This is a genomic window from Streptomyces sp. NBC_00203 (assembly GCF_045206325.1).
In the GTDB taxonomy this organism is placed as follows: Bacteria; Actinomycetota; Actinomycetes; order Streptomycetales; family Streptomycetaceae; genus Streptomyces; species Streptomyces lutosisoli.
This window is the reverse complement of record NZ_CP108126.1, coordinates 8,339,468-8,358,228: the sequence shown is the minus strand read 5'-3', so window position 1 is coordinate 8,358,228 and position 18,761 is coordinate 8,339,468. Positions and strand designations below refer to the sequence as shown.

The 18,761-nt window shown below is 70.4% G+C and carries 15 protein-coding genes and 1 pseudogene; 10 read left to right on the top strand and 6 right to left on the bottom strand.

Going from position 1 to position 18,761, the window contains the following annotated elements:
- Positions 1-46: 46 nt before the first annotated feature.
- A complete protein-coding gene (locus OG975_RS37165; RefSeq protein WP_406333830.1) occupies positions 47-1,120 on the top strand; it encodes a pectinesterase family protein in 1,074 nt (357 codons plus the stop codon).
- A gap of 7 nt (positions 1,121-1,127) precedes the next feature.
- Here OG975_RS37165 and OG975_RS37160 read toward each other — a convergent pair whose 3' ends face one another.
- The gene (locus OG975_RS37160; RefSeq protein ID WP_406333828.1) at positions 1,128-2,537 is read right to left on the bottom strand and encodes an RICIN domain-containing protein; all 1,410 of its coding nucleotides are present in this window, start codon (positions 2,535-2,537) and stop codon (positions 1,128-1,130) included.
- 193 nt (positions 2,538-2,730) lie between these two features.
- Positions 2,731-3,639 (bottom strand): LysR family transcriptional regulator, encoded by a 909-nt coding sequence (locus OG975_RS37155; RefSeq protein ID WP_406333826.1) that lies wholly within the window; start codon positions 3,637-3,639, stop codon positions 2,731-2,733.
- A gap of 105 nt (positions 3,640-3,744) precedes the next feature.
- Here OG975_RS37155 and OG975_RS37150 point away from each other — a divergent pair, with 105 nt between their 5' ends.
- Both OG975_RS37150 and OG975_RS37145 read left to right on the top strand, forming a co-directional pair.
- A complete protein-coding gene (locus OG975_RS37150; protein WP_406333825.1) occupies positions 3,745-4,572 on the top strand; it encodes an oxidoreductase in 828 nt (275 codons plus the stop codon).
- 133 nt (positions 4,573-4,705) lie between these two features.
- Positions 4,706-6,802, top strand: a complete 2,097-nt coding sequence (locus tag OG975_RS37145; RefSeq protein ID WP_406333823.1) for an autotransporter — start codon at positions 4,706-4,708, stop codon at positions 6,800-6,802.
- 69 nt (positions 6,803-6,871) lie between these two features.
- On the opposite strand, the gene OG975_RS37140 is transcribed toward OG975_RS37145, so the two are convergent.
- Positions 6,872-7,267 carry a nitroreductase family protein gene (locus OG975_RS37140; RefSeq protein WP_406333822.1) on the bottom strand — a complete coding sequence of 132 codons (396 nt, stop codon included), beginning with the start codon at positions 7,265-7,267 and terminating at the stop codon, positions 6,872-6,874.
- Positions 7,268-7,316: 49 nt separating this feature from the next.
- Here OG975_RS37140 and mmuM point away from each other — a divergent pair, with 49 nt between their 5' ends.
- Positions 7,317-8,243, top strand: coding sequence for a homocysteine S-methyltransferase (gene mmuM, locus OG975_RS37135; protein WP_406333821.1), 927 nt, complete (start codon positions 7,317-7,319; stop codon positions 8,241-8,243).
- 265 nt (positions 8,244-8,508) lie between these two features.
- Here the strand turns inward: mmuM and argG are convergent, their stop codons facing one another.
- The gene (argG, locus tag OG975_RS37130) at positions 8,509-9,969 is read right to left on the bottom strand and encodes an argininosuccinate synthase (protein WP_369263345.1); all 1,461 of its coding nucleotides are present in this window, start codon (positions 9,967-9,969) and stop codon (positions 8,509-8,511) included.
- 397 nt (positions 9,970-10,366) lie between these two features.
- On the opposite strand from argG, the gene OG975_RS37125 reads away from it, so the two are divergent.
- The 6 genes from OG975_RS37125 to OG975_RS37100 all read left to right on the top strand — a co-directional run bounded on the left by OG975_RS37125 (position 10,367) and on the right by OG975_RS37100 (position 15,854).
- Positions 10,367-11,437, top strand: coding sequence for a LacI family DNA-binding transcriptional regulator (locus tag OG975_RS37125; protein ID WP_406333818.1), 1,071 nt, complete (start codon positions 10,367-10,369; stop codon positions 11,435-11,437).
- A gap of 263 nt (positions 11,438-11,700) precedes the next feature.
- Positions 11,701-12,237 (top strand): DUF624 domain-containing protein, encoded by a 537-nt coding sequence (locus OG975_RS37120; protein WP_406333817.1) that lies wholly within the window; start codon positions 11,701-11,703, stop codon positions 12,235-12,237.
- Between the two features lie 131 nt (positions 12,238-12,368).
- On the top strand, positions 12,369-13,688 hold the full coding sequence (locus tag OG975_RS37115) for an ABC transporter substrate-binding protein (RefSeq protein ID WP_406333816.1): 1,320 nt from the start codon (positions 12,369-12,371) through the stop codon (positions 13,686-13,688).
- Positions 13,685-14,647: a carbohydrate ABC transporter permease gene (locus OG975_RS37110; RefSeq protein ID WP_406333814.1), complete on the top strand. Its 963-nt coding sequence runs from the start codon at positions 13,685-13,687 to the stop codon at positions 14,645-14,647. Before OG975_RS37115 ends, OG975_RS37110 begins: the two co-directional genes overlap by 4 nt.
- Entirely contained in the window at positions 14,640-15,539 is a 900-nt protein-coding gene (locus OG975_RS37105) for a carbohydrate ABC transporter permease (RefSeq protein WP_406333813.1), read from the top strand. The genes OG975_RS37110 and OG975_RS37105 overlap by 8 nt, the downstream gene beginning before the upstream one ends.
- Before the next feature lie 249 nt (positions 15,540-15,788).
- Positions 15,789-15,854 carry a hypothetical protein gene (locus OG975_RS37100; RefSeq protein ID WP_406336636.1) on the top strand — a complete coding sequence of 22 codons (66 nt, stop codon included), beginning with the start codon at positions 15,789-15,791 and terminating at the stop codon, positions 15,852-15,854.
- 178 nt (positions 15,855-16,032) lie between these two features.
- Here the strand turns inward: OG975_RS37100 and OG975_RS37095 are convergent.
- Together OG975_RS37095 and OG975_RS37090 are read right to left on the bottom strand one after the other, a co-directional pair.
- A pseudogene (locus OG975_RS37095) lies at positions 16,033-17,352 on the bottom strand (carboxylesterase/lipase family protein); the annotation flags it as partial.
- A gap of 112 nt (positions 17,353-17,464) precedes the next feature.
- Positions 17,465-18,724: an alginate lyase family protein gene (locus tag OG975_RS37090; RefSeq protein WP_406333811.1), complete on the bottom strand. Its 1,260-nt coding sequence runs from the start codon at positions 18,722-18,724 to the stop codon at positions 17,465-17,467.
- Positions 18,725-18,761 lie beyond the last annotated feature (37 nt).

Sequence of the window (18,761 nt, the reverse complement as noted above, 5' to 3'; positions counted from 1 at the left end):
ATCCGCTGCCCGGCAACGTCCGGGCGGGGGGCGGCGACCAGTAGGCATGAATGAGCCGACCACGCACCGCCTCTCCCCCGCCCGGCGCCGAGCCGCCGCCGTGGCGACCGGTACCGCGGCCGCCCTCGGGCTGGCCGCGGTACCGCTGGTGACCCAGGCGCAGGCCGCCACCGTCATCACCGTCGCCAAGGACGGTTCGGGCCAGTACACGACCGTGCAGGCGGCCGTGAACGCGGCCGCCGCCGGCGACACGGTCTCCGTCGCGAAAGGGACGTACACGGAGATCGTCAACGTGCCCGTGAGCAAGACCGGGCTGACCATCAAGGGCGCCACCGGCAACGCCGAGGACGTCGTCATCACCTACGACCGGGCCGCCGGGTACACCGACGCGAGCGGCAACAAGTACGGGACGCTGGGCAGTTCGGTGGCGACCTTCTCCGCGAGCAACCTCACCGTCACCGGGATCACCGTCCGGAACACCTTCGACAAGGCGGCGCATCCGGAGATCACGGACACGCAGGCCGTCGCGGTCACCGCGCAGGGCGACCGGCAGACATTCACCAACGACCGGTTCATCAGCCGCCAGGACACGGTGCTGAACTGGTCGCCGTCGTCGACCGGCCAGTACCGGCAGTACTTCTACTCGTCCTTCATCTCCGGCGACGTCGACTTCGTCTTCGGCAACGCGACCGCCGTCTACGACCGGGTGAACATCCAGCTGCGCGACTCGGGCGCGGCGGCGGGCGGCCTCAACGGCTTCCTGTCGGCACCCAACACCAGCTCGGCGAAGACGTACGGCATCCTCGTCACCGGCAGCTCGGTCTCCAGCTCGGCGGCGGCCAACACCTACTACCTGGGCCGCCCTTGGCATCCGACGTCGGACGCGGTCGGCCAGCTGGTGATCCGGCAGACCTCGCTGCCGGCCGCCGTCAAGGTCGCCGGACCCTGGACGGACATGAGCGGCTACTCATGGAAGAACGCCCGGTTCTTCGAGTACCAGAACACCGGCGCGGGCGCGACGGTGAACTCCAACCGCCCGCAGCTCACCGACTCCCAGGCCGCGAACTACACGGCCCAGAAGTATCTGGCGGGCACGGACGGCTGGAATCCAGTTCGCTGACTGTCGGTCAACTGCTGCGTGTCCACTGCTGGTTGGTGCCTCCGTTGCAGGTGTACGTGATGATCGCGGCGGAGTTGGCGGTGGACGCGCCGTTCACGTCCAGGCACTCACCGCTCGCGCGGGACTTGATGAGGACGTAACTGCCCGAGGTGGTGACCGACCACTGCTGGGTGGTGGCGCCGGCGCAGTTCTCCTGGGTGACGTTGGTGGCGTTCTCCGTCAGGCACAGGGAGCTTCCCCGGCCCATCAGCTCGTAGTAGCCGCTGCCCATGTCCTTGAACCAGAACTTCTGGTTGTTGCCGCTGTTGCAGGTGTACTGGGTGAGCGCGATGCCCTGCCACAACGACTGGCTGGGGATGTCGGCGCACTTGGCGGAGTGACGGGCCGTCAGGGTCTCGTAGGTGGCGGTGTTGCCGCTGACCGTGCCGGCGGTCGTGTCGACGGTGACCTCGGGGGACCAGGACATCGACATCGTGGTCGTCGTCGGGAAGGTCAACGGCAGCCATACGTAACGCGAGTCGTTGACCGTGCCTCCGAAGGAGTTGCCCCAGCGGTCGCCCATGTAGAGGTACGAGGTGCCCGAAGTCCCTTGCACGGGAAGGACGTACGCGGTCTGCGAGCCGTACGCGGTCGAGTCGCCGACGTTCGTCATCGCGGTCCACGGCCCGGCGAGGGAGGTGGCGGTCGCGTACTGCTGCTGGTTGGGGTTCCAGCCCGTGGCGGCCGAAGTCAGCATGAAGTAGACGCCGTTGCGCTTGAAGAGGGCCGGTGCCTCACGGTGTCCGCCGTGCCAGGGGTCGGCGACGAGACTGTCGATGCCGGTGTAGTCGGCGGTGAGTTTGTAGATCTGGAGGTCGTAGTTCTCGCGGGCGGCCGAGATCATGTAGCCGGTGCCGTCCGTGTCGACGAACGTCGTGATGTCCCGGGACATGTACTGGCCGAGCGGCTGGAAGCTGCCCTGGTAGGTGTAGTTGCCGTCGACCGTGTCCGAGACGGCGACGGCGGCGCGCGCCTCGCTGTAGTCGACGCCGTTCTCCTTGTGCATCCACATGACGAACTTGCCGGTGGACGCGTTGTACATGACCTTGGGCCGCTCGATGTAGGCGGTGCCCAGCTCCGAGGCGCTGGACTGGGTCAGCACGTGGCCCCGGAACTCCCAGCTCTTCAGGTCGGTGGAGCGGTAGGCGTCGACGTACTTGAAGGTGTTGTCGGCGTTGCGGTCCTCACCGAACCAGTAGTAGTAGCTGCCGACCTTGATGACCCCGCCGCCGTGCGCGTGCACGGCGTTGCCCGAAGTGTCCGTGAACTGGGTGCCGTTGGTGATGGTCTGGGCTGCGGCCTGGGCGGGCCCCGCGGTCACCAGCGCCGCGGCGAGCGCGCAGCACAGGGCGAGGAGGATTGCATACACACGTCTCATCTCATGCCTCTCGGAGGAGGGGGGCGTGGCAGGAAACGAAAGAGGTCCAACATTTTGAAACGACATCTGCCATTACCGAACGCCGAAAAGGTAAGGGTGTGTTACGGGAAGGTCAACGGGTCGGACAGAACTGAACACTTCTCTGCGAGCAAGCGCTTCCCGTACAGCGCCCGCCACTTGTGCGGCGGACGCTTCAGCCGGGGCGGTCGCCCGAGGCCAGGCGGGCTGCCTCCGCGTACGCCCCCACCAACGGACGGCGGTCGCCCGCACGCCAGGCGAGGGCGAGCCGGCTCGGTGAGATGCCGCGCACGGGGCGGGTGACGACGCCGCCCCGGGTGAGCAGGGGCGCGTTGCCCGCGGCGAGCAGACAGACGCCGCGGCCGTCCACGAGGGCCTCGTACGTCTCGTCGGCGCTCGCGGCCTCCGCGCCGATCCGTGCCGGACTCCCGGCGCGGGCGTCGAGCGCGAGCCAGTAGTCGCGCAGCACACCGGCGGACTTGGGGATGGCGATGAAGGGTTCGTCGAGAAGCTCCGCGAAGTCGATCTCCGGCCGGGGCGCGAGGGGATGCGTCTCCGGCAACGCGACATGGCGGGGCTCCTCGGCCACCACCACCCACTCGTAGCGCTCCTCGTCCGGCACCGGCAGCCACACGAACGCCGCGTCCACCGAACCGTCCGCGAGCCCCGCGCTGGAATCCGTCCAGCTCACCTGCCGCAGCTCGACCCTGGCCGCCGGGCACGCCTCGCTGAACCGTGACCTGATGGCCGGCAGCAGACCGCCGCGCCCCGGGCTCGTGCTCATGCCGACGACGAGGGTGGCCTGCTGCTCGGCCTTGGCGCGCTCGACGGCGTCGGACGCCGCGTCCCAGTCGGCGAGCACCCGGCGCGCGTACGGCAGCAGGGCCGAACCCACCGCGGTCAGCCGCACGCCCTGCCGGTCCCGCTCGAACAGCTCGGCGCCCAGCTGCCGTTCCAGCATGCGGATCTGCTTGCTCAGCGCGGGCTGGGAGACGAAGAGGCGCTCGGCGGCACGCGTGAAGTGCAGGTCTTCTGCGACCGCGACGAAGTAGCGCAGGTCCCGTCCGTGAACGTCCATGGCCATAGCCATTGGTTATCACGAAGGGTCTTGGACGGGCGAGCGGGTGCGGGGCGAAGCTCGACACATCGAAGGCAAGAACGCACGAGGGAATGTACGAGGGAGTCGGACATGAGCAAGGTGTGGCTGGTCACCGGCGCGAACAGCGGTTTCGGACGGGCCTTCGTCGAGGCGGCCGTCACGGAGGGAGACGTCGTGGTCGCCACGGCCCGCAGGCCCGAGGCACTGGCCGACCTGGTGGCGGCCCACCCCGACCAGGTCGAGGCGCTCGCCCTCGATGTCACGGACCCGGCGGGCATCGACTCCGTCGTGGCCGATGTGGTGAAGCGGCACGGGCGGCTCGACGTCCTGGTCAACAACGCGGGCCGCACCCATGTCGGCGCCGCCGAGGAGACCACGGACAGCGAGCTGCGGTCCCTGTTCGACCTGCACTTCTTCGGACCCGCGGCACTGGTGCGCGCCGTCCTTCCGCACATGCGGGAGCGGCGCTCGGGGGCGATCGTCCAGATGAGCAGCATGGGCGGGCAGATGACCTACCCGGGGTTCTCCGCGTACTGCGGCACGAAGTTCGCGCTCGAAGGCTTCTCGGACGCGCTGGCCGCCGAGGTCGGCCCGCTCGGCATCAAGGTGCTGATCGTGGAGCCGGGCGCCTTCCGGACGAACCTGATGGGAGCGGCCGGCGTGAGTGAGGAGATCGCCGACTACGCGGCCACGGTCGGCCCGACCCGCCAGGCCGTCGCCGCCGGTGACGGCGCCCAGCCCGGCGACCCGGCGAGGGGCGTCGCGGCGGTACTGACCGCTCTCGCCGCCGAGCACACCCCGCTGCGGCTGCCGCTCGGTGACGACGGGGTCGATGCCGTGACCGGCCAGCTCGACGCGCAGCGTGCGGAGATCGCCGTGTGGGAGAAGGTGGCACGGGACACGGCGTTCGACGTGTGACGGCCAGCCCCTGACGCCGACCCCGGTGCCGGGAACCTTCGCCGGGACGGCACCCGGCGCACACGGCAGCGGGGGGAGAGAAACGGTCGCGAAGTTTCTGTTATCGGCGGCCGCCGGGACCGTCTCCGATGATGTGCGCAGCCATATCCCCCAGAAGTCAGCGGCCGCCGCCGGGTTCCTCGCGGCGGTCGCTCTCATGCTCACCGCCCCCACCGCGACGGCCGCCACGAGCCGGGATGTCACGGCCGATGTGCTCGCGGGCCGGGACGTGACGCTCACCGGCGACACGGTGGTGACCGTGCCGGCCGGGACGACGACGTACGACGGGGTGTTCCATGGCGAGGGGACGCTCACCGTGCGCGGCGGCGGGACCCTGATCCTGACCAAGGACAGCGACTTCACGCTCCCGGCGGCCCGGCGGCGGCAGAAGGTGACCACCCAGGGCGGCAACCACCCGTACACCACCGTCAGCAACCCCGACCCGCCCGCTATCACGGTCGCCCGCGGTACGACCCTGCAGTACGGCACCGGCGGCGGGACGGGCCTCATCGGCCACTTCCCCTACAGCACGCCCGGCTACCAGCTGAACCAGCTCAACGTCCGGGTCGACGGCACCCTCCGCCTCTCCCTGACCCGCACCTTCAACATCGGCACGATCAGCGGCTCGGGCCTGGTCACCCAGCCCCGCAACATGTGGGGCACGCTGGACCTGGCCGGAACCCACCCCTTCTCCGGGGTGATCGACAACGGCACGGGCATGGCGGTGGGCCGCCCCGAGTACCCCGTGGCCCTCCCTGACGCCCGCGCGATCCTCAATCAGGGCTCCTGGATCATCGACACCCCGCTGTACCAGACGATCACTCTTCGCCAGAACTTCTACCAGCGCGCGTACGGCAGTGACGTCAACGTCCATACGCGGCCCGGCAGCAAGGTGGTGCTCACCGGCCAGTACAGCTACAGCGACCGGGGCGACGACACACATCCGTCCCTGAGTGACCCGGGCATCAACTGGCGTGCGATCGCCCACCAGTTGAACAAGCGCGGCACCAACATCGAGGGTGCGAACGTCCAGTGGGGCGACGGCACGACCCACAAGATCTTCATGCCGGGCACCAAGGACACCGTCTACATCAACCTGCACGAGGCGAGCGGGCGGCGCTCACTGCTGACGTTCGCCTACGACGGCCCGGTCACGCTGGGCGCCCCCATCGGCGGCGGCAGGTATCACGACACGCTGGCCGCGCCCGGCGCCGGGGACATCGTGATCAAGGGGACGCGGGGCAATGACGTCACGTTCGCGGCGAAGCAGTACTACGACGGGTCGACCACCATCGAGAAGGGAGCCGTGCTGCGCCTGGGCTCGGGCGAACGGGGCGGCGACGGTTTACTGATGACGGGCACGGCGCGGCGCCGCGTGGTGAACGACGGCATGCTGGTCGTCCACAACACCTCAACTCCCCTGTCCTTCTCCCGACTTGGCGGCAGCGGCGGGTTCACGCAGGCGGGCGCCGCGACGACGACGCTCACGGGTGGCGGGGTGACGTACACGGGAACGACGACGGTCACGAAGGGCACGCTCGCCCTGACCGGGGGCGCCTCGCTCGCCCACAGCAAGGCGATCCGGCTCACGTCCACGGGCGCGCGACTGGACGCCCGCGCGAGCGGCCTGCGGGTGACGACGTCGCTCACCGGCAAGGGCACGGTGCGAGGCTCGCTGACGAACGAGGGAGTGGTGGCGGGCGCCCTGACCGTGACCGGCGACTACACCCAGCGCGCCCAGGGCGAACTGGTCCTCCGCGACAAGCCCTTGAAGGTGACCGGAGCCGTCCGCCTCGCCGGCGATCTGGACCTCTCGGCTGCGGCGACCGACCCCGCTCCCGAGATCACCCTCCTCGACCACACGGGCCACGAGAAGACCACCGGCACCTTCACCCACCTCGCCGAGGGCGCCACCCTCAAGCTCGCCGACACGACGTACCGCATCAGCTACCACGGGGGCGACGGCAACGACGTGGTCCTCAAGGCCGCCGCGTCGAAGCATCGCCCGGCAAGCCCGTCGGCCTCCGCCGCGCCTTCCGTAAAGCACACCGCCCTCGACAAGACCGACGACACGCGCACCTGGTGGCCCCTCCTGCTCATCCCGATGCTGCTGGGCGCGCTGGTCGTCCCCTCGGCCCGACGCAAGCGCGGCCGCCGGCGCGGCGGACGACGGCACGCGGCCTCACGGTGACCTCGCCTGACGTGACCTGGCTTCTACGTGACCTCGCCCCAAGGTGACATACGTGGTGACGTCTCCCGGTCAGCCGTGTCGGCCCCAGTGGCCGCGGTGGATGACCTCGTCCGCTCCGCGTCGGCGTTCCGCGACCTGCGGACCCTCCGGGGGAAGGTCATCGGCGCGGTAGCCGATCGTGATCCCGCCGATCGGGTCGTACGCCTCGGGCACCCCGAACTCGGCTCGGAAGGGAAGCAGGTGCTCGGGCATGATGCCGAAGAAGCAGGCGTCGAGTCCTTCGTCGATCGCGCTCAGCGGCATGAGGAGTGCGGCCATCCCCGTGTCTATGTACCAGTAGGGAGCGGGCCAGCGGGCTTCGGCGCGGTCCTCCCACCCCTTGTCGGGTTCGGCGTAGCGCTCCAGATAGGCCGCCTTGTGGGGGCCAGGTACTCCCATGTCCCACATCGCGGGCATTTTGTTCATCTGGTGGACTCGAAGAGGCGCGGCCTCCCGTATCGACTAGCGTCGTGACATGACCAGCGACACCTCCCGCAGCCTCGCCGACGCTCTCTCCGCCGGCCCGGTCGTCCTCGACGGCGGCATGTCCAACCAGCTCGAATCGGCCGGTCACGACCTGAGTGACGAGCTGTGGTCGGCGCGGCTGCTCGCGGAGCGGCCCGAGGCGATCGTCGAGGCGCATCTCGCCTACTTCGAGGCGGGCGCGGACGTGGCGATCACGTCGAGCTACCAGGCGACCTTCGAGGGCTTCGCCAAGCGCGGCATCCCCCACGAGAGGGCGGCCGAACTTCTCGGCCTCAGCGTCGAGCTAGCCCGCGAGGCCGCCCGGCGCGCGCACACGAAGGGCGTCTCGCGGCAGCTGTGGGTGGCCGCGTCGGTCGGGCCGTACGGGGCGATGCTCGCGGACGGGTCGGAGTACCGGGGGCGGTACGGGCTGAGCGTGGCCGAGCTGGAGCGGTTCCACCGCCCGCGCCTGGAGGTACTGGCCGCCGCCGCGCCCGACGTTCTGGCCCTGGAGACCGTGCCGGACGCCGACGAGGCGCGGGCGCTGCTGCGGGGTGTGCGGGGGCTCGGTGTGCCGGCGTGGCTGTCGTACAGCGTCGCCGGAGACCGTACGCGGGCCGGGCAGCCGCTGGAGGATGCCTTCGCTCTGGCCGCCGACGCGGACGAGGTCATCGCGGTCGGTGTGAACTGCTGTGCTCCGGAGGATGTGGACGCCGCGATCGCGATCGCGGCGCGCGTGACCGGCAAGCCGGTGGTCGTCTATCCCAACAGTGGGGAGGCGTGGGACGCGGAGGCTCGTGCGTGGACCGGGCGGTCCTCGTTCACCGCCGAGCAGGTTGCCGGGTGGGAGCGGGCGGGGGCGCGGCTTGTGGGTGGGTGCTGCCGGGTGGGGCCGGGGGCGATCTCGGGGATCAGCGAGGCGTTGCGGGCGGCGTAACGGGTTTCGCCCCCGCCGCCCCTACCCGTCCCATCCCTGGGGGCTGCGCCCCCAGACCCCCCTAAAAGATTGCGCAGTTCCCCGCGCCCCTGGAAGAACCGGGTGGTTCGTTGTCTGCGGGTGCGTGGGAGCTGGGCGCGCAGTTCCCCGCGCCCCCAAAGCGCGGGTGCGTGGGGGTTGCTCGCGCAGTTCCCCGCGCCCCTGACGGGGCGCTCTGACGGCACCCGGCGGAACAGAGTCCGCCGGGGCCAGTCCCGAGCCCGTCTTAGTCCGTGCCGGATTCCATCGCGGCGCGGTCCAGCATCGCCTCTTCGGCGGTCTCCTCGGCCGTGGCCTCGCCGCGTGAGGCGATCGCCTCGGCGCCGCCCTGGTCCATGGCGCCGATCAGACCGGTCGCGGCAGCCTGTGCGGCGCCGATCGGCGTCGGGTGGGCGGTGCCGACCAGGCCGAGGCCCACGTACTGCTCAAGGCGCGCACGGGAGTCGGCGATGTCCAGGTTCCGCATGGTGAGCTGGCCGATGCGGTCGACCGGGCCGAACGCCGAGTCCTCGGTGCGCTCCATGGAGAGCTTGTCCGGGTGGTAGCTGAGCGTCGGGCCGCGGGTGTCGAGGACCGAGTAGTCCTCGCCGCGCCGCAGCCGCAGGGTCACCTCGCCGGTGATCGCCGCGCCGACCCAGCGCTGGAGCGACTCGCGCACCATCAGGGCCTGCGGGTCGAGCCAGCGGCCCTCGTAGAGCAGTCGGCCGAGCCGACGGCCCTCGTTGTGGTACGCGGCCACGGTGTCCTCGTTGTGGATCGCGTTGACCAGGCGCTCGTAGACGATGTGCAGCAGCGCCATGCCGGGCGCCTCGTAGATGCCGCGGCTCTTGGCCTCGATGATCCGGTTCTCGATCTGGTCGGACATGCCCAGACCGTGCCGGCCGCCGATCGCGTTGGCCTCCATGACGAGGTCGACCGGGGAGGCGAACTCCTTGCCGTTGATGGTGACCGGGCGGCCCTGGTCGAAGCCGACCGTCACGTCCTCCGTGCCGATCTCCACCGACGGGTCCCAGAACCGCACGCCCATGATCGGGTCGACCGTCTCGATGCCGGTGTCGAGGTGCTCCAGGGTCTTGGCCTCGTGCGTGGCGCCCCAGATGTTGGCGTCCGTGGAGTACGCCTTCTCGGTCGAGTCCCGGTACGGCAGCGCGTGCGCGAGCAGCCACTCCGACATCTCTTTGCGGCCGCCGAGCTCCGTGACGAAGTCCGCGTCCAGCCAGGGCTTGTAGATCCGCAGGTGCGGGTTGGCGAGCAGCCCATACCGGTAGAACCGCTCGATGTCGTTGCCCTTGAACGTGGAGCCGTCGCCCCAGATCTGGACCCCGTCCTCGAGCATGGCCCGCACCAGCAGCGTGCCGGTCACGGCCCGCCCCAGCGGCGTGGTGTTGAAGTACGGACGCCCGCCCGACTTGATGTGGAACGCGCCGCACGCGAGCGCCGCCAGCCCTTCCTCGACCAGCGCGGCACGGCAGTCGACGAGCCGGGCGATCTCGGCGCCGTACGCGAAGGCGCGGTCGGGCACGGAGGCGATGTCGGGCTCGTCGTACTGGCCGATGTCGGCGGTGTACGTGCACGGGACGGCACCCTTGTCGCGCATCCAGGCGACAGCGACCGACGTGTCGAGCCCGCCGGAGAAGGCAATGCCGACGCGCTCGCCGGTGGGGAGGGAGGTGAGGACCTTGGACATGGCAAGACTATGCAACATCTCGCATTTTCATGCAAGGTCGGCAGGTGGGGGCGGTGGGGACGGCTGGCCCGGAGGAGGCTGAGCCCGGCCTGCCGCCCGTGACGACCTGCGATGACCACCCGCGATCCGCCGCAATCAGCTGCGATGAGGTGCACTCATCTTCAGCAACCGGTTTCTGCCTCGCCGCCTGATGCCGGGCGCCCCAAAGCGCCCAGAGCGGGCCGCGGCACAGGAGTGAAACTTTCGAATTGCCCGCCCCTTCCCCGCCCCTCGTCCTGCGCCGCTCCCCCTGCTAGCCTCCGGCTCGGGAACCGGTTGCCGTTCATGTTGCCGCACTTCCCGAGAGGCCCCGGCGCCGGAGACATCGTCGCCCGGGGCGGAGGAAAGGGGCCAGGGGATGACGAGGAAGAGCACCACCGACGCCGGGGGCCGGCACACGATCCGGGACGTGGCGGCGCACGCGGGGGTGTCGGCGTCGACGGTGTCGCGGGTGCTCGGCGGCGAGTACCCGGTGAGCACGACGACGCGCACGCGGGTGATGCGGGCGGTGCGCGATCTGGACTATGTCGCCGACGCCCGCGCCAAGGCGATCGCGGGAGCCGGTACACCGACGCTCGCGTTCGTGCTCGACGACATCACCGGCCCGTCGTTCGCGCACATGGCGCACGGGGTGGAGCGCGAGGCGACCCGGCTCGGGCATCTGTGCCTGGTGTGCAGCACGGACGGCGACGCCGAACACCAGCTGGAGTTCATCGAGATGATGCGCGCCCAGCGGGCCGCCGCGGTGATCCTGGTCGGCGGCGCCACCGACACCGCCGAGTACCGCGAGCGGATGGCCCGCATCGCCGACTCACTGGCGTCGGCGGGATCGCGGCTCGTCCTGTGCGGACGCCCGCCGCTCGCGCCCGGGACACCGGTCACCGTCATCGAGTACGACAACGAGGGCGGCGCCTACGCCCTGTGCGCGCACGTCCTGGCCCAGGGCCACCGGCGGGTGCTGTTCCTGGGGGGCCTCGCGGACAACACCACGGCCCAGGGCCGCGAAAGCGGCTATCTCGCCGCCCACCGGGCCCGCGGCCTCGACCCGGACCCGGCGCTGCGGCTGTACGGCGACTTCACCCGCGACTCCGGCCACCGCCTGATGCGCCAAGCCCTCACGCAGGGGCTGGAGTTCACGGCCGTCATGGCCTCCACCGACATGGTCGCCTCCGGCGCGCTGACCGCCCTCCACGAAGCGGGCCTGCGCGTCCCGGCCGACGTCTCCCTCGCCGGCTACGACGACATCCCCTTCGCCCGGGACCTGCACCCCCCGCTCACCACCGTCCACGTCCCCTACGAGGAACTCGGCCGCCTCGCCGTCCGCACCGCCCTCGGCCGCACCCCGGACGCCCCGAACGAACACCTTCTGCTGGGCACGCACGTGGTCGTCCGGGACTCGGTGGCGGCTCCGGGCGGTGGGGCACGGTGAACGCGGGGCACGGACGGACGGCAGGCCCTACCGACACGCCCGCGCCCACACCCTCGCCCTCGCCCTCGCCATCGCCATCGCCATCGCCATCGCCATCGCCCAGACCGTCGCCCTCGCCCTCGCCGTCCCTCCCACCCGGGCGGTCGCCCTCCCCCACCCCCACACGGTCGCGCACCCCCTCGGCCGAGCAGCCCCCGCACACCCACCCCCGCCCCACCACCCGCGTTCTCCAGTGGCTCGAATTCCCCGCGTATCTCGCGGTGTTGAACCTCTGCTGGCTGCTCGCCTCGCTCCCGGTCATCACCTCGTACGCCGCCGGAATCGCCCTGCACACGGCCCTGCGGGAGTGGCGTGAGGAGGGCGGGACCCGGGTCGCCGCAGCGTTCTTCCGGGCGTTCCGCGCACGGCTCAGGGGCTCGCTGCCGCTGGCCGCCGGCGGACTGGCGAGCGTCCTCGGGCTGTGGGTGGCGGGCTCGTTCTGGCTGGGCGCCCCCGGCCCCGTACTGCTCCTCGCGACCGCCGCCCTTGTGCCTGTCGCCGTCGTCACCGCCCTCGTACACGTCACCGTGTTCGACGTGGCCGCCCGGCACCCCGAGGATTCCCCGCGCGCATGGCTTCGTGCGTGTCTGCTGCGGGCCACGACCCACCCGGGGCGCTGCGCCGCGGCCGTCCTGTTGTGCGTGACCTGGGCGGCGGTGCTGTGGCGCCTGCCGACACTCGCCCCGCTCTGGGGAATGAGTCTCCCCGCGCTGGCCCTGCACCGTCTGTTCGCCGGCAACTCGGCCCCGCCACACCACTAAGCACTGCCTAGAAACCGGTTGTTGGAATTCGCGTCCGAACCCTTGTCGCGCACGGCCGCCCTTCCTATGCTCACCCGGACAACAACCGGTTTCTATCCCGAGGAGACGCGGGAGACACGGGAGACACCGCTATGCGCAGCGCAGCGCGAACGCGGCGGGGAGCCGCGGCGCTGGCGGCCCTCTTCGGGCTGCTGGGCGGCCTGACCGGGTGCGCCGACCGCACCGCACCGCCGGGCCGCTTCACCACCGACGCCGACCCGTCCGAGGTCACGGGCACCCTGCACTTCATGACACCGGGCTATCCGACGTCCCCGGAGGGCAAGGCGGCCCTGAACAAGGTCATCGACACCTTCCACCAGACGTATCCGAAGGTGAGGGTCGAGACGGACCTGGCCTCCTGGGCGCACCTCAACGAGAAGGTCGCGACGTCCATAGCCTCCGGGGACATGCCGGACGTGATGGTCACCGGCGTCGGCTGGATCCCCCCGTTCGCCGACAAGGGTGCCTTCGCCGATCTGTCGTCCTTCGGGCTCACCCCCAAGACACTGGCCGAGCAGGTGCGTCCGGGCTTCGTGCGGCCCGCCGTGTACGACGGCAAGGTGTACGGCGTGATGAACATCGGCGGCGCGAAGGTCATCGCGTACCGCAAGAGCATGTTCGAGCAGGCGGGACTCGACCCCGACAAGCCTCCGACCTCCTTCGCCGAACTCCGGTCGTACGCGAAGAAGTTGACGGTCCGCAAGAACGGCCGACTGGTCCGCTCCGGGTTCGACTTCTGGGTGAACCCGACCACCCACCAGTACACCCAGGACTATCTGACCTTCCTCAAGGCGTCCGGCGGCAGCGTCTACGACAAGGACGGCAAGGCTGCCTTCGACGACGCCAAGGGTGTTCGTGCGCTCCGGGCGATGGACGGCCTGATGAACACCGACGGCTCCCAGGACTACGGCACCGGGCAGGCCGACGGCAGCCCGATGGTCCTGTCGGGGCGCGCCGCGATGGGCTTCATGGGGGCGTACGTCGACTGCGGCGCCAAGACGGGTGTGGGCCGGAAGGTCTGCGACGACCTCGGATTCTTCCACATCACCGACGCGGAGCCCTCGATGTTCCTGGGCGGCCAGATCGTCTCGCTCTCCTCCCGCACCCATCTCCCGGGCGCCGCCTACCAGTTGCTGAAGGTCCTCACCTCCCCCGAGGCCGAGCAGGACCTCGCCAAGCTGAACCTGGCGATCCCGGCGGCGAAGGCCGCGGCCGGTTCCGCGGTCGAGACCTCCAATCCGGCCAGTGTCTTCGCCGCGAAGTCGACGGCCGACGCCGCGTACGCGGGCGGCGCGCCCAACTGGCTCGATCTCCAGGACTCGTTCGCCCCGACGCTCGACGAGGCGCTGCTGCGTCGCCGTTCCGTGCGGGACGCGCTGCGTTCCCTCGCCGTGAAGGCAGGTGCGATGTGACCGCCTCGACCACCTCGGTCACCCCCGCGGCCGAACTCCTGCCCCTCCGTCCCGACGGCGGCCGTCGTGCCCGCGCCGGCACCGGGGCGGACCTGCACAGGTCCCGGCGCCGCGCGGGCTGGGTGCTGCTCGCCCCCGGTCTGCTGCACATGCTGGTCTTCGTGGCCGCTCCGATGCTGATGATCGTCGGCTTCAGCTTCTTCCGCTACGACTTCCTCCAGTCCCCGAGCTGGGCGGGCCTGGACAACTACCGCACCCTCTGGCACGACGACCGCTTCCACACGGCGCTGTGGAACACGATCGTCTACACGGTGGTCGTGGTCCCGGTCGGCATGGGCCTGGCCCTGCTGATCGCCCTGGCGCTGAACGAGCGCATCGCGGCCCGCGGCTTCTTCCGCACGGTCTACTACCTGCCGCACATGACGGCGACGGTCGCCGTCGCGGTGGTGTGGCTGTGGGTCCTGGACCCGGATCTCGGCGTGTTCAACCAGTTCCTCGCGCTCTTCGGGGTCGGCCGGATCAACTGGCTCGGCTCCCCCGACTGGGCGCTGCCGTCCGTGATGATGCTCGGCGTCTGGCAGGGCCTCGGCTCGAAGATGGTGATCTATCTCGCCGCGCTCCAGACCGTGCCGCCGGAGCTGAAGGAGGCCGCGCAGCTCGACGGGGCGAACCGGTGGCAGGTGTTCCGCAATGTCATCTGGCCGTCGATCTCCTCCGGCAACCTCTTCGTCCTCATCACCTCCGTGATCTTCTCCTTCCAGGTCTTCGAGCAGGTGTATGTGATGACGGCCGGCGGCCCCATCAACAGCACCCTCGTCCTGACGTACGACATCTACAAGAACGCCTTCTACCGGCTGAAGTTCGGCTACGCGTGCGCCGAGACGGTCGTCTTCCTGGCCCTGATCGGCCTGGTCACCGCCCTGGTCATGCGTCTCAACCAGGGAGCCCGCCGTGACTGACCCCGCCACGACCCGCAGGCCGCCCGCGGTGCGGCCGGGACGGATCGCCCTCTACGCCGCCCTCTCCCTCGGCGCGGTCGTGATGCTGACGCCCTTCGTGTGGATGCTGCTCACGGCGCTCAAGCCGTTCGCGGAGCTGGGCGAGTCGACCTGGTTCCCGCACCATGTCCACCATGTCCAGTGGGGCAACTTCGCGGACGCCATGAACGCGGCGCCGTTCGGCAGATACTTCCTCAACAGCCTGATCATGGCCGTCGGCCAGACCCTGATCACGGTGGTCCTCGCGACCTCCGCCGGATACGCGCTGGCCCGTACCCCGATCCGCGGGCGCGGCCTCGTCCTCGGCTTCACCATCGCCATGATCATGGTCCCGGCGTATGTGATCGTGATCCCGAAGTTCCTGATCGTCCGCTCGATCCCGTTCTTCGGCGGCAACGACTGGCTGGGGCAGGGCGGCACGGGCTGGCTCGACTCCTGGTGGGCACTCATCGTGCCGGGTGCGCTGGCGCCGCTGTACGTCTTCCTGGCGCGCCAGTTCTACGTCGATCTGCCGGGCGAGCTCGCGGACGCGGCCCGGATCGACGGCCTGGGCGAGATCGGCATCTGGGCGCGCGTGATGACTCCGCTGATCAAGCCGGCGGTCATCACGATCGCGGTGTTCCAGTTCCAGTCCGCGTGGAACGACTTCCTGTGGCCGCTGCTGGTCACCCGCACGGACCGGATGCGCCCGATCCAGCTGGGCCTGGCGGTCTTCAGCAAGCCGGACATCGCGGTGCAGTGGAACTACGTCATGGCGGGCACGGTCCTGGCAACGCTGCCCATGATCGCGCTGTTCCTGGTGGCACAGCGGTACTTCGTCGAAGGCATGGCCTCGGCAGGACTGAAGGGTTGACGCGCTTGAATTCCGGCCCCATCCGCCTCACCGGCGGCTCGCACACCGCCCTGCGTCCGGCAACGGCCGCGCGGATCACTGACGGATTCTGGGCGGCCCGGCGTCGCACGAATGCCGAAGTCAGCATCCCGCAGGGCCCGTTGAAGCTGGAGGAGGCCGGGAACCCGGCGAATCTGCGGGCCGCCGCCCACCGTCGTCACGGCCGAGGGGCACCGCCGGAGCGACGGAAGCGCCGTACGGCTGACAGCGGTGCCGTATTACGCGTGGGCCAACCGGCGGGATGGCGCGATGCGGGTGTGGATTCCGGAGAACTGACGGGCTTCGCCGACTCGGCGTCCCACAGGGCGAGTTCGCGGTCACGCGGTCCGTGGACGGTGTGGGGCTCGCCGCTGCCGAAGATACGGACCGGGTGCGAGGCGTCCCAGGCGGCCCACCCGGGGTCGCCGTCGACCGCGAACCGTACCCACGCCGTGTGCATGGCGTCGGCGAGCTCCCGCGGAGCGCCCGGACCCGCGAGCTTCGCCGACTCCGGTACGTCGGCGGTGTCGAAGACGAAGCCCAGCTCCAGGGCGTGGCAGGCACCGAGGTCCGGCACGTTCGAGGGCCACGCGAACTCGTAGACGTACGCTGGGGTCTGCCCGCGGCGCGCGTCCGCGAGGCGGTGCAGCGGCACCCGCAGGAGATGGTCGGTGACCATCTGGCCGACGAGGTCCGCGGTGCCCGCGTCCGGGTGGATGGCGCGGTAGCCGCGGGGCACCTCGTGACCGCAGTGGCAGCGGGCCATCGCGCCGGCCAGGGCCACGGGTCCGAGCCGGTCGACCCGCTCCAGCAGGCCTCCCGGGACCAGCCACAGCCGGTACTCCTCGCTCGTCCAGCCCAGCATCAGGTCGATGTCCGGCGCGGCACCCTCGACCAGGGCCTCCAGCGGATCGCGTGGGACGACGTCGCCGTCGACGACGATGCCGAAGGCGGGCCCGCCGAGCACCGGGCTGCTGAGTTTCCCCACGTCGGCCTGGGTGCGCAGGAGCAGCTCGCGGTCCACGGCGGCGAACGCCTCCGCCGTCGCGGGGACCTTCAGCCGGGTGGCCATCCTGCGCACCATCCGGCGCACCTTGTCGCGGTCGCTCGCCTCGGGCGGCCCGCTCTGCAGGACGGCCCGGTGGAACAGGCCCCGGGCGCGCGGGCTTGCCAGCAGCGCGCCGATGCTGATGGCTCCGGCCGACTCGCCGAAGACGGTCACACGGCCGGGGTCTCCGCCGAACTGGGCGATGGACTCGTGCACCCACTCCAGCGCCGCGAGCTGATCGCGCAGCCCCGGGTTGGCGGGCGCGTCCGGGAAGAGGCCGTAACCCTCCACTCCCAGGCGGTAGTTGAAGGAGACGAGGACGACGCCGTCGCGCGCGAAGGCACGCCCGTCGTACACGGGCACGGCCGAGGAGCCGCGGGTCAGGGCCCCGCCGTGGATCCACACCATGACGGGGAGCCGGGCGCCGGGGCCCGGCTCCGGCGTCCACACGTTGAGGTTGAGGCAGTCGTCGCCGGGCACGACGGGGTCGGCGAGGAGCCGTGCGAACGCCTCCGAGTACGGCGGCTTGGGCGGCGTAGGCCCGAACGCGCCCGCGTCACGCACCCCGTCCCAGGGCTCGGGCGGCTCCGGTGGCCGGAAGCGGCGGGGGCCGAACGGCGGTGCCGCGTACGGAATGCCGCGGAAGACGGCGATCCCGTTCTCGTACCGGCCGCGCACCGCTCCGTACGGGGTGGCGACCTCCGGGTCCTCCGTCCGGGAAACCGGGTCCACCGCGTCCACCGCCATCCGACCACCAGCTCCTCACCGCGCCGCGAATCGTTCACATCAGAGCATCACATCACCTCGCGGTATTCCTGCGGACGTCCCCATTTGGCGGACGCAGCGCGTGCTGGACGTCCTATTTGGCGTACATCAGCGTCCCGAAGCCGGTCTGGTCGAAGCCTCCGCTGGTCGAGCCGTAGTCACCGCCGCCGCCCTCGGGGCGGACGCTCTCGGCCATGGCGGTGATGTACGGGACGTCGAGGCCCCTGCGGCGCGCGTAGTGGTAGTGGAGGATGTCCCACACCGGCCGGACCTGGCCGCGTGAGGCGCTGGAGATCACCGTCTGCTCGCTGTACGCGCAGCTCTGTCCGGTGCCCCAGCTGTAGGTGGTGTAGGGCACGTCGTTGCCCAGGTTGTACTTGGCGACGTACTGCGCGGCCTTCATGAACCGGTTGTCGTCGTAGCCGTACAGGTCGTCGCCCTGGGACCAGGCCATCTCGCAGAACGCGCCCATCTGGCCCATGCCCATCATGGTGTGCCCCTGGTCGCGGCCCGACTCCTGCCACTGGCCGAGGTCGTAGCCGTCGACGTCGTCGTAGAGGAAGGGGACGGCGTGCGTGAGGGAGCCGTTGCCCGCGCCGGTCTTGAAGTAGTTGACCGCCTGGTCGTACTTCGTGGCGTCGTCGCACAGGATGCCGATGGCCAGGATCGAGTTCATGTTGCACAGATCCCAGTTGGCCCAGTAGTTGGTGATGCAGGCGGTGTTGTGGTTGACCAGGAAGTCGTTGTTGAGCGGGTAGAAGACGTCGAGCATCATCGTCTTGAACGCGTCGAGGTCGAACCCGCTGTAGCCACGCATGAGTTCGGCGGCGTTCGCGAACTGGTAGCCGTAGATCCCGGCGGCCAGGAACCGGTCGGCGTTGCCGGTGACGGTGGTGAGCGTGGACGACCAGGCGTTGAGGATCTTCACGGCCGTGGCGCCGTTGGCGGTCGTCCCCGCGATCTTCCAGCGCAGCGCGTTCTGGTAGGCGGCGTGGATGTCGTTGTAGAGGATGCCGTAGTTCTCGCCGGTCCCGCCACGGATGATCGTGGCCTGCGGGTTGGGCGTCCAGGTGCTCGCCGAGTGGCTGTTGGCGGTGAGGCGGTTCCAGCCGGAGAGCCACGGGTCGTCGCCCGCGGCGACCCGTACCTTGGCGCGGTTGAGCTCGCCATAGGCGTGCAGCATTCCGGGGTGCGTGAAGGTCGCCGGTGCGGCGTCCGCCGTGGTGCCGGTGAGGGCGGCGGCGGACGCTCCGACGGCGAGGGCTGCGCTGAGCCCGCCGGCGGTCCTGAGCAGACCCCGGCGGCTCAACTCTCCTTGCCTGCCTTGCGTGTGGGGGTTTGTGATGCGGCTCATCACTCTTGCATCTCCGATCCTCTGGAGGATTCGCGGC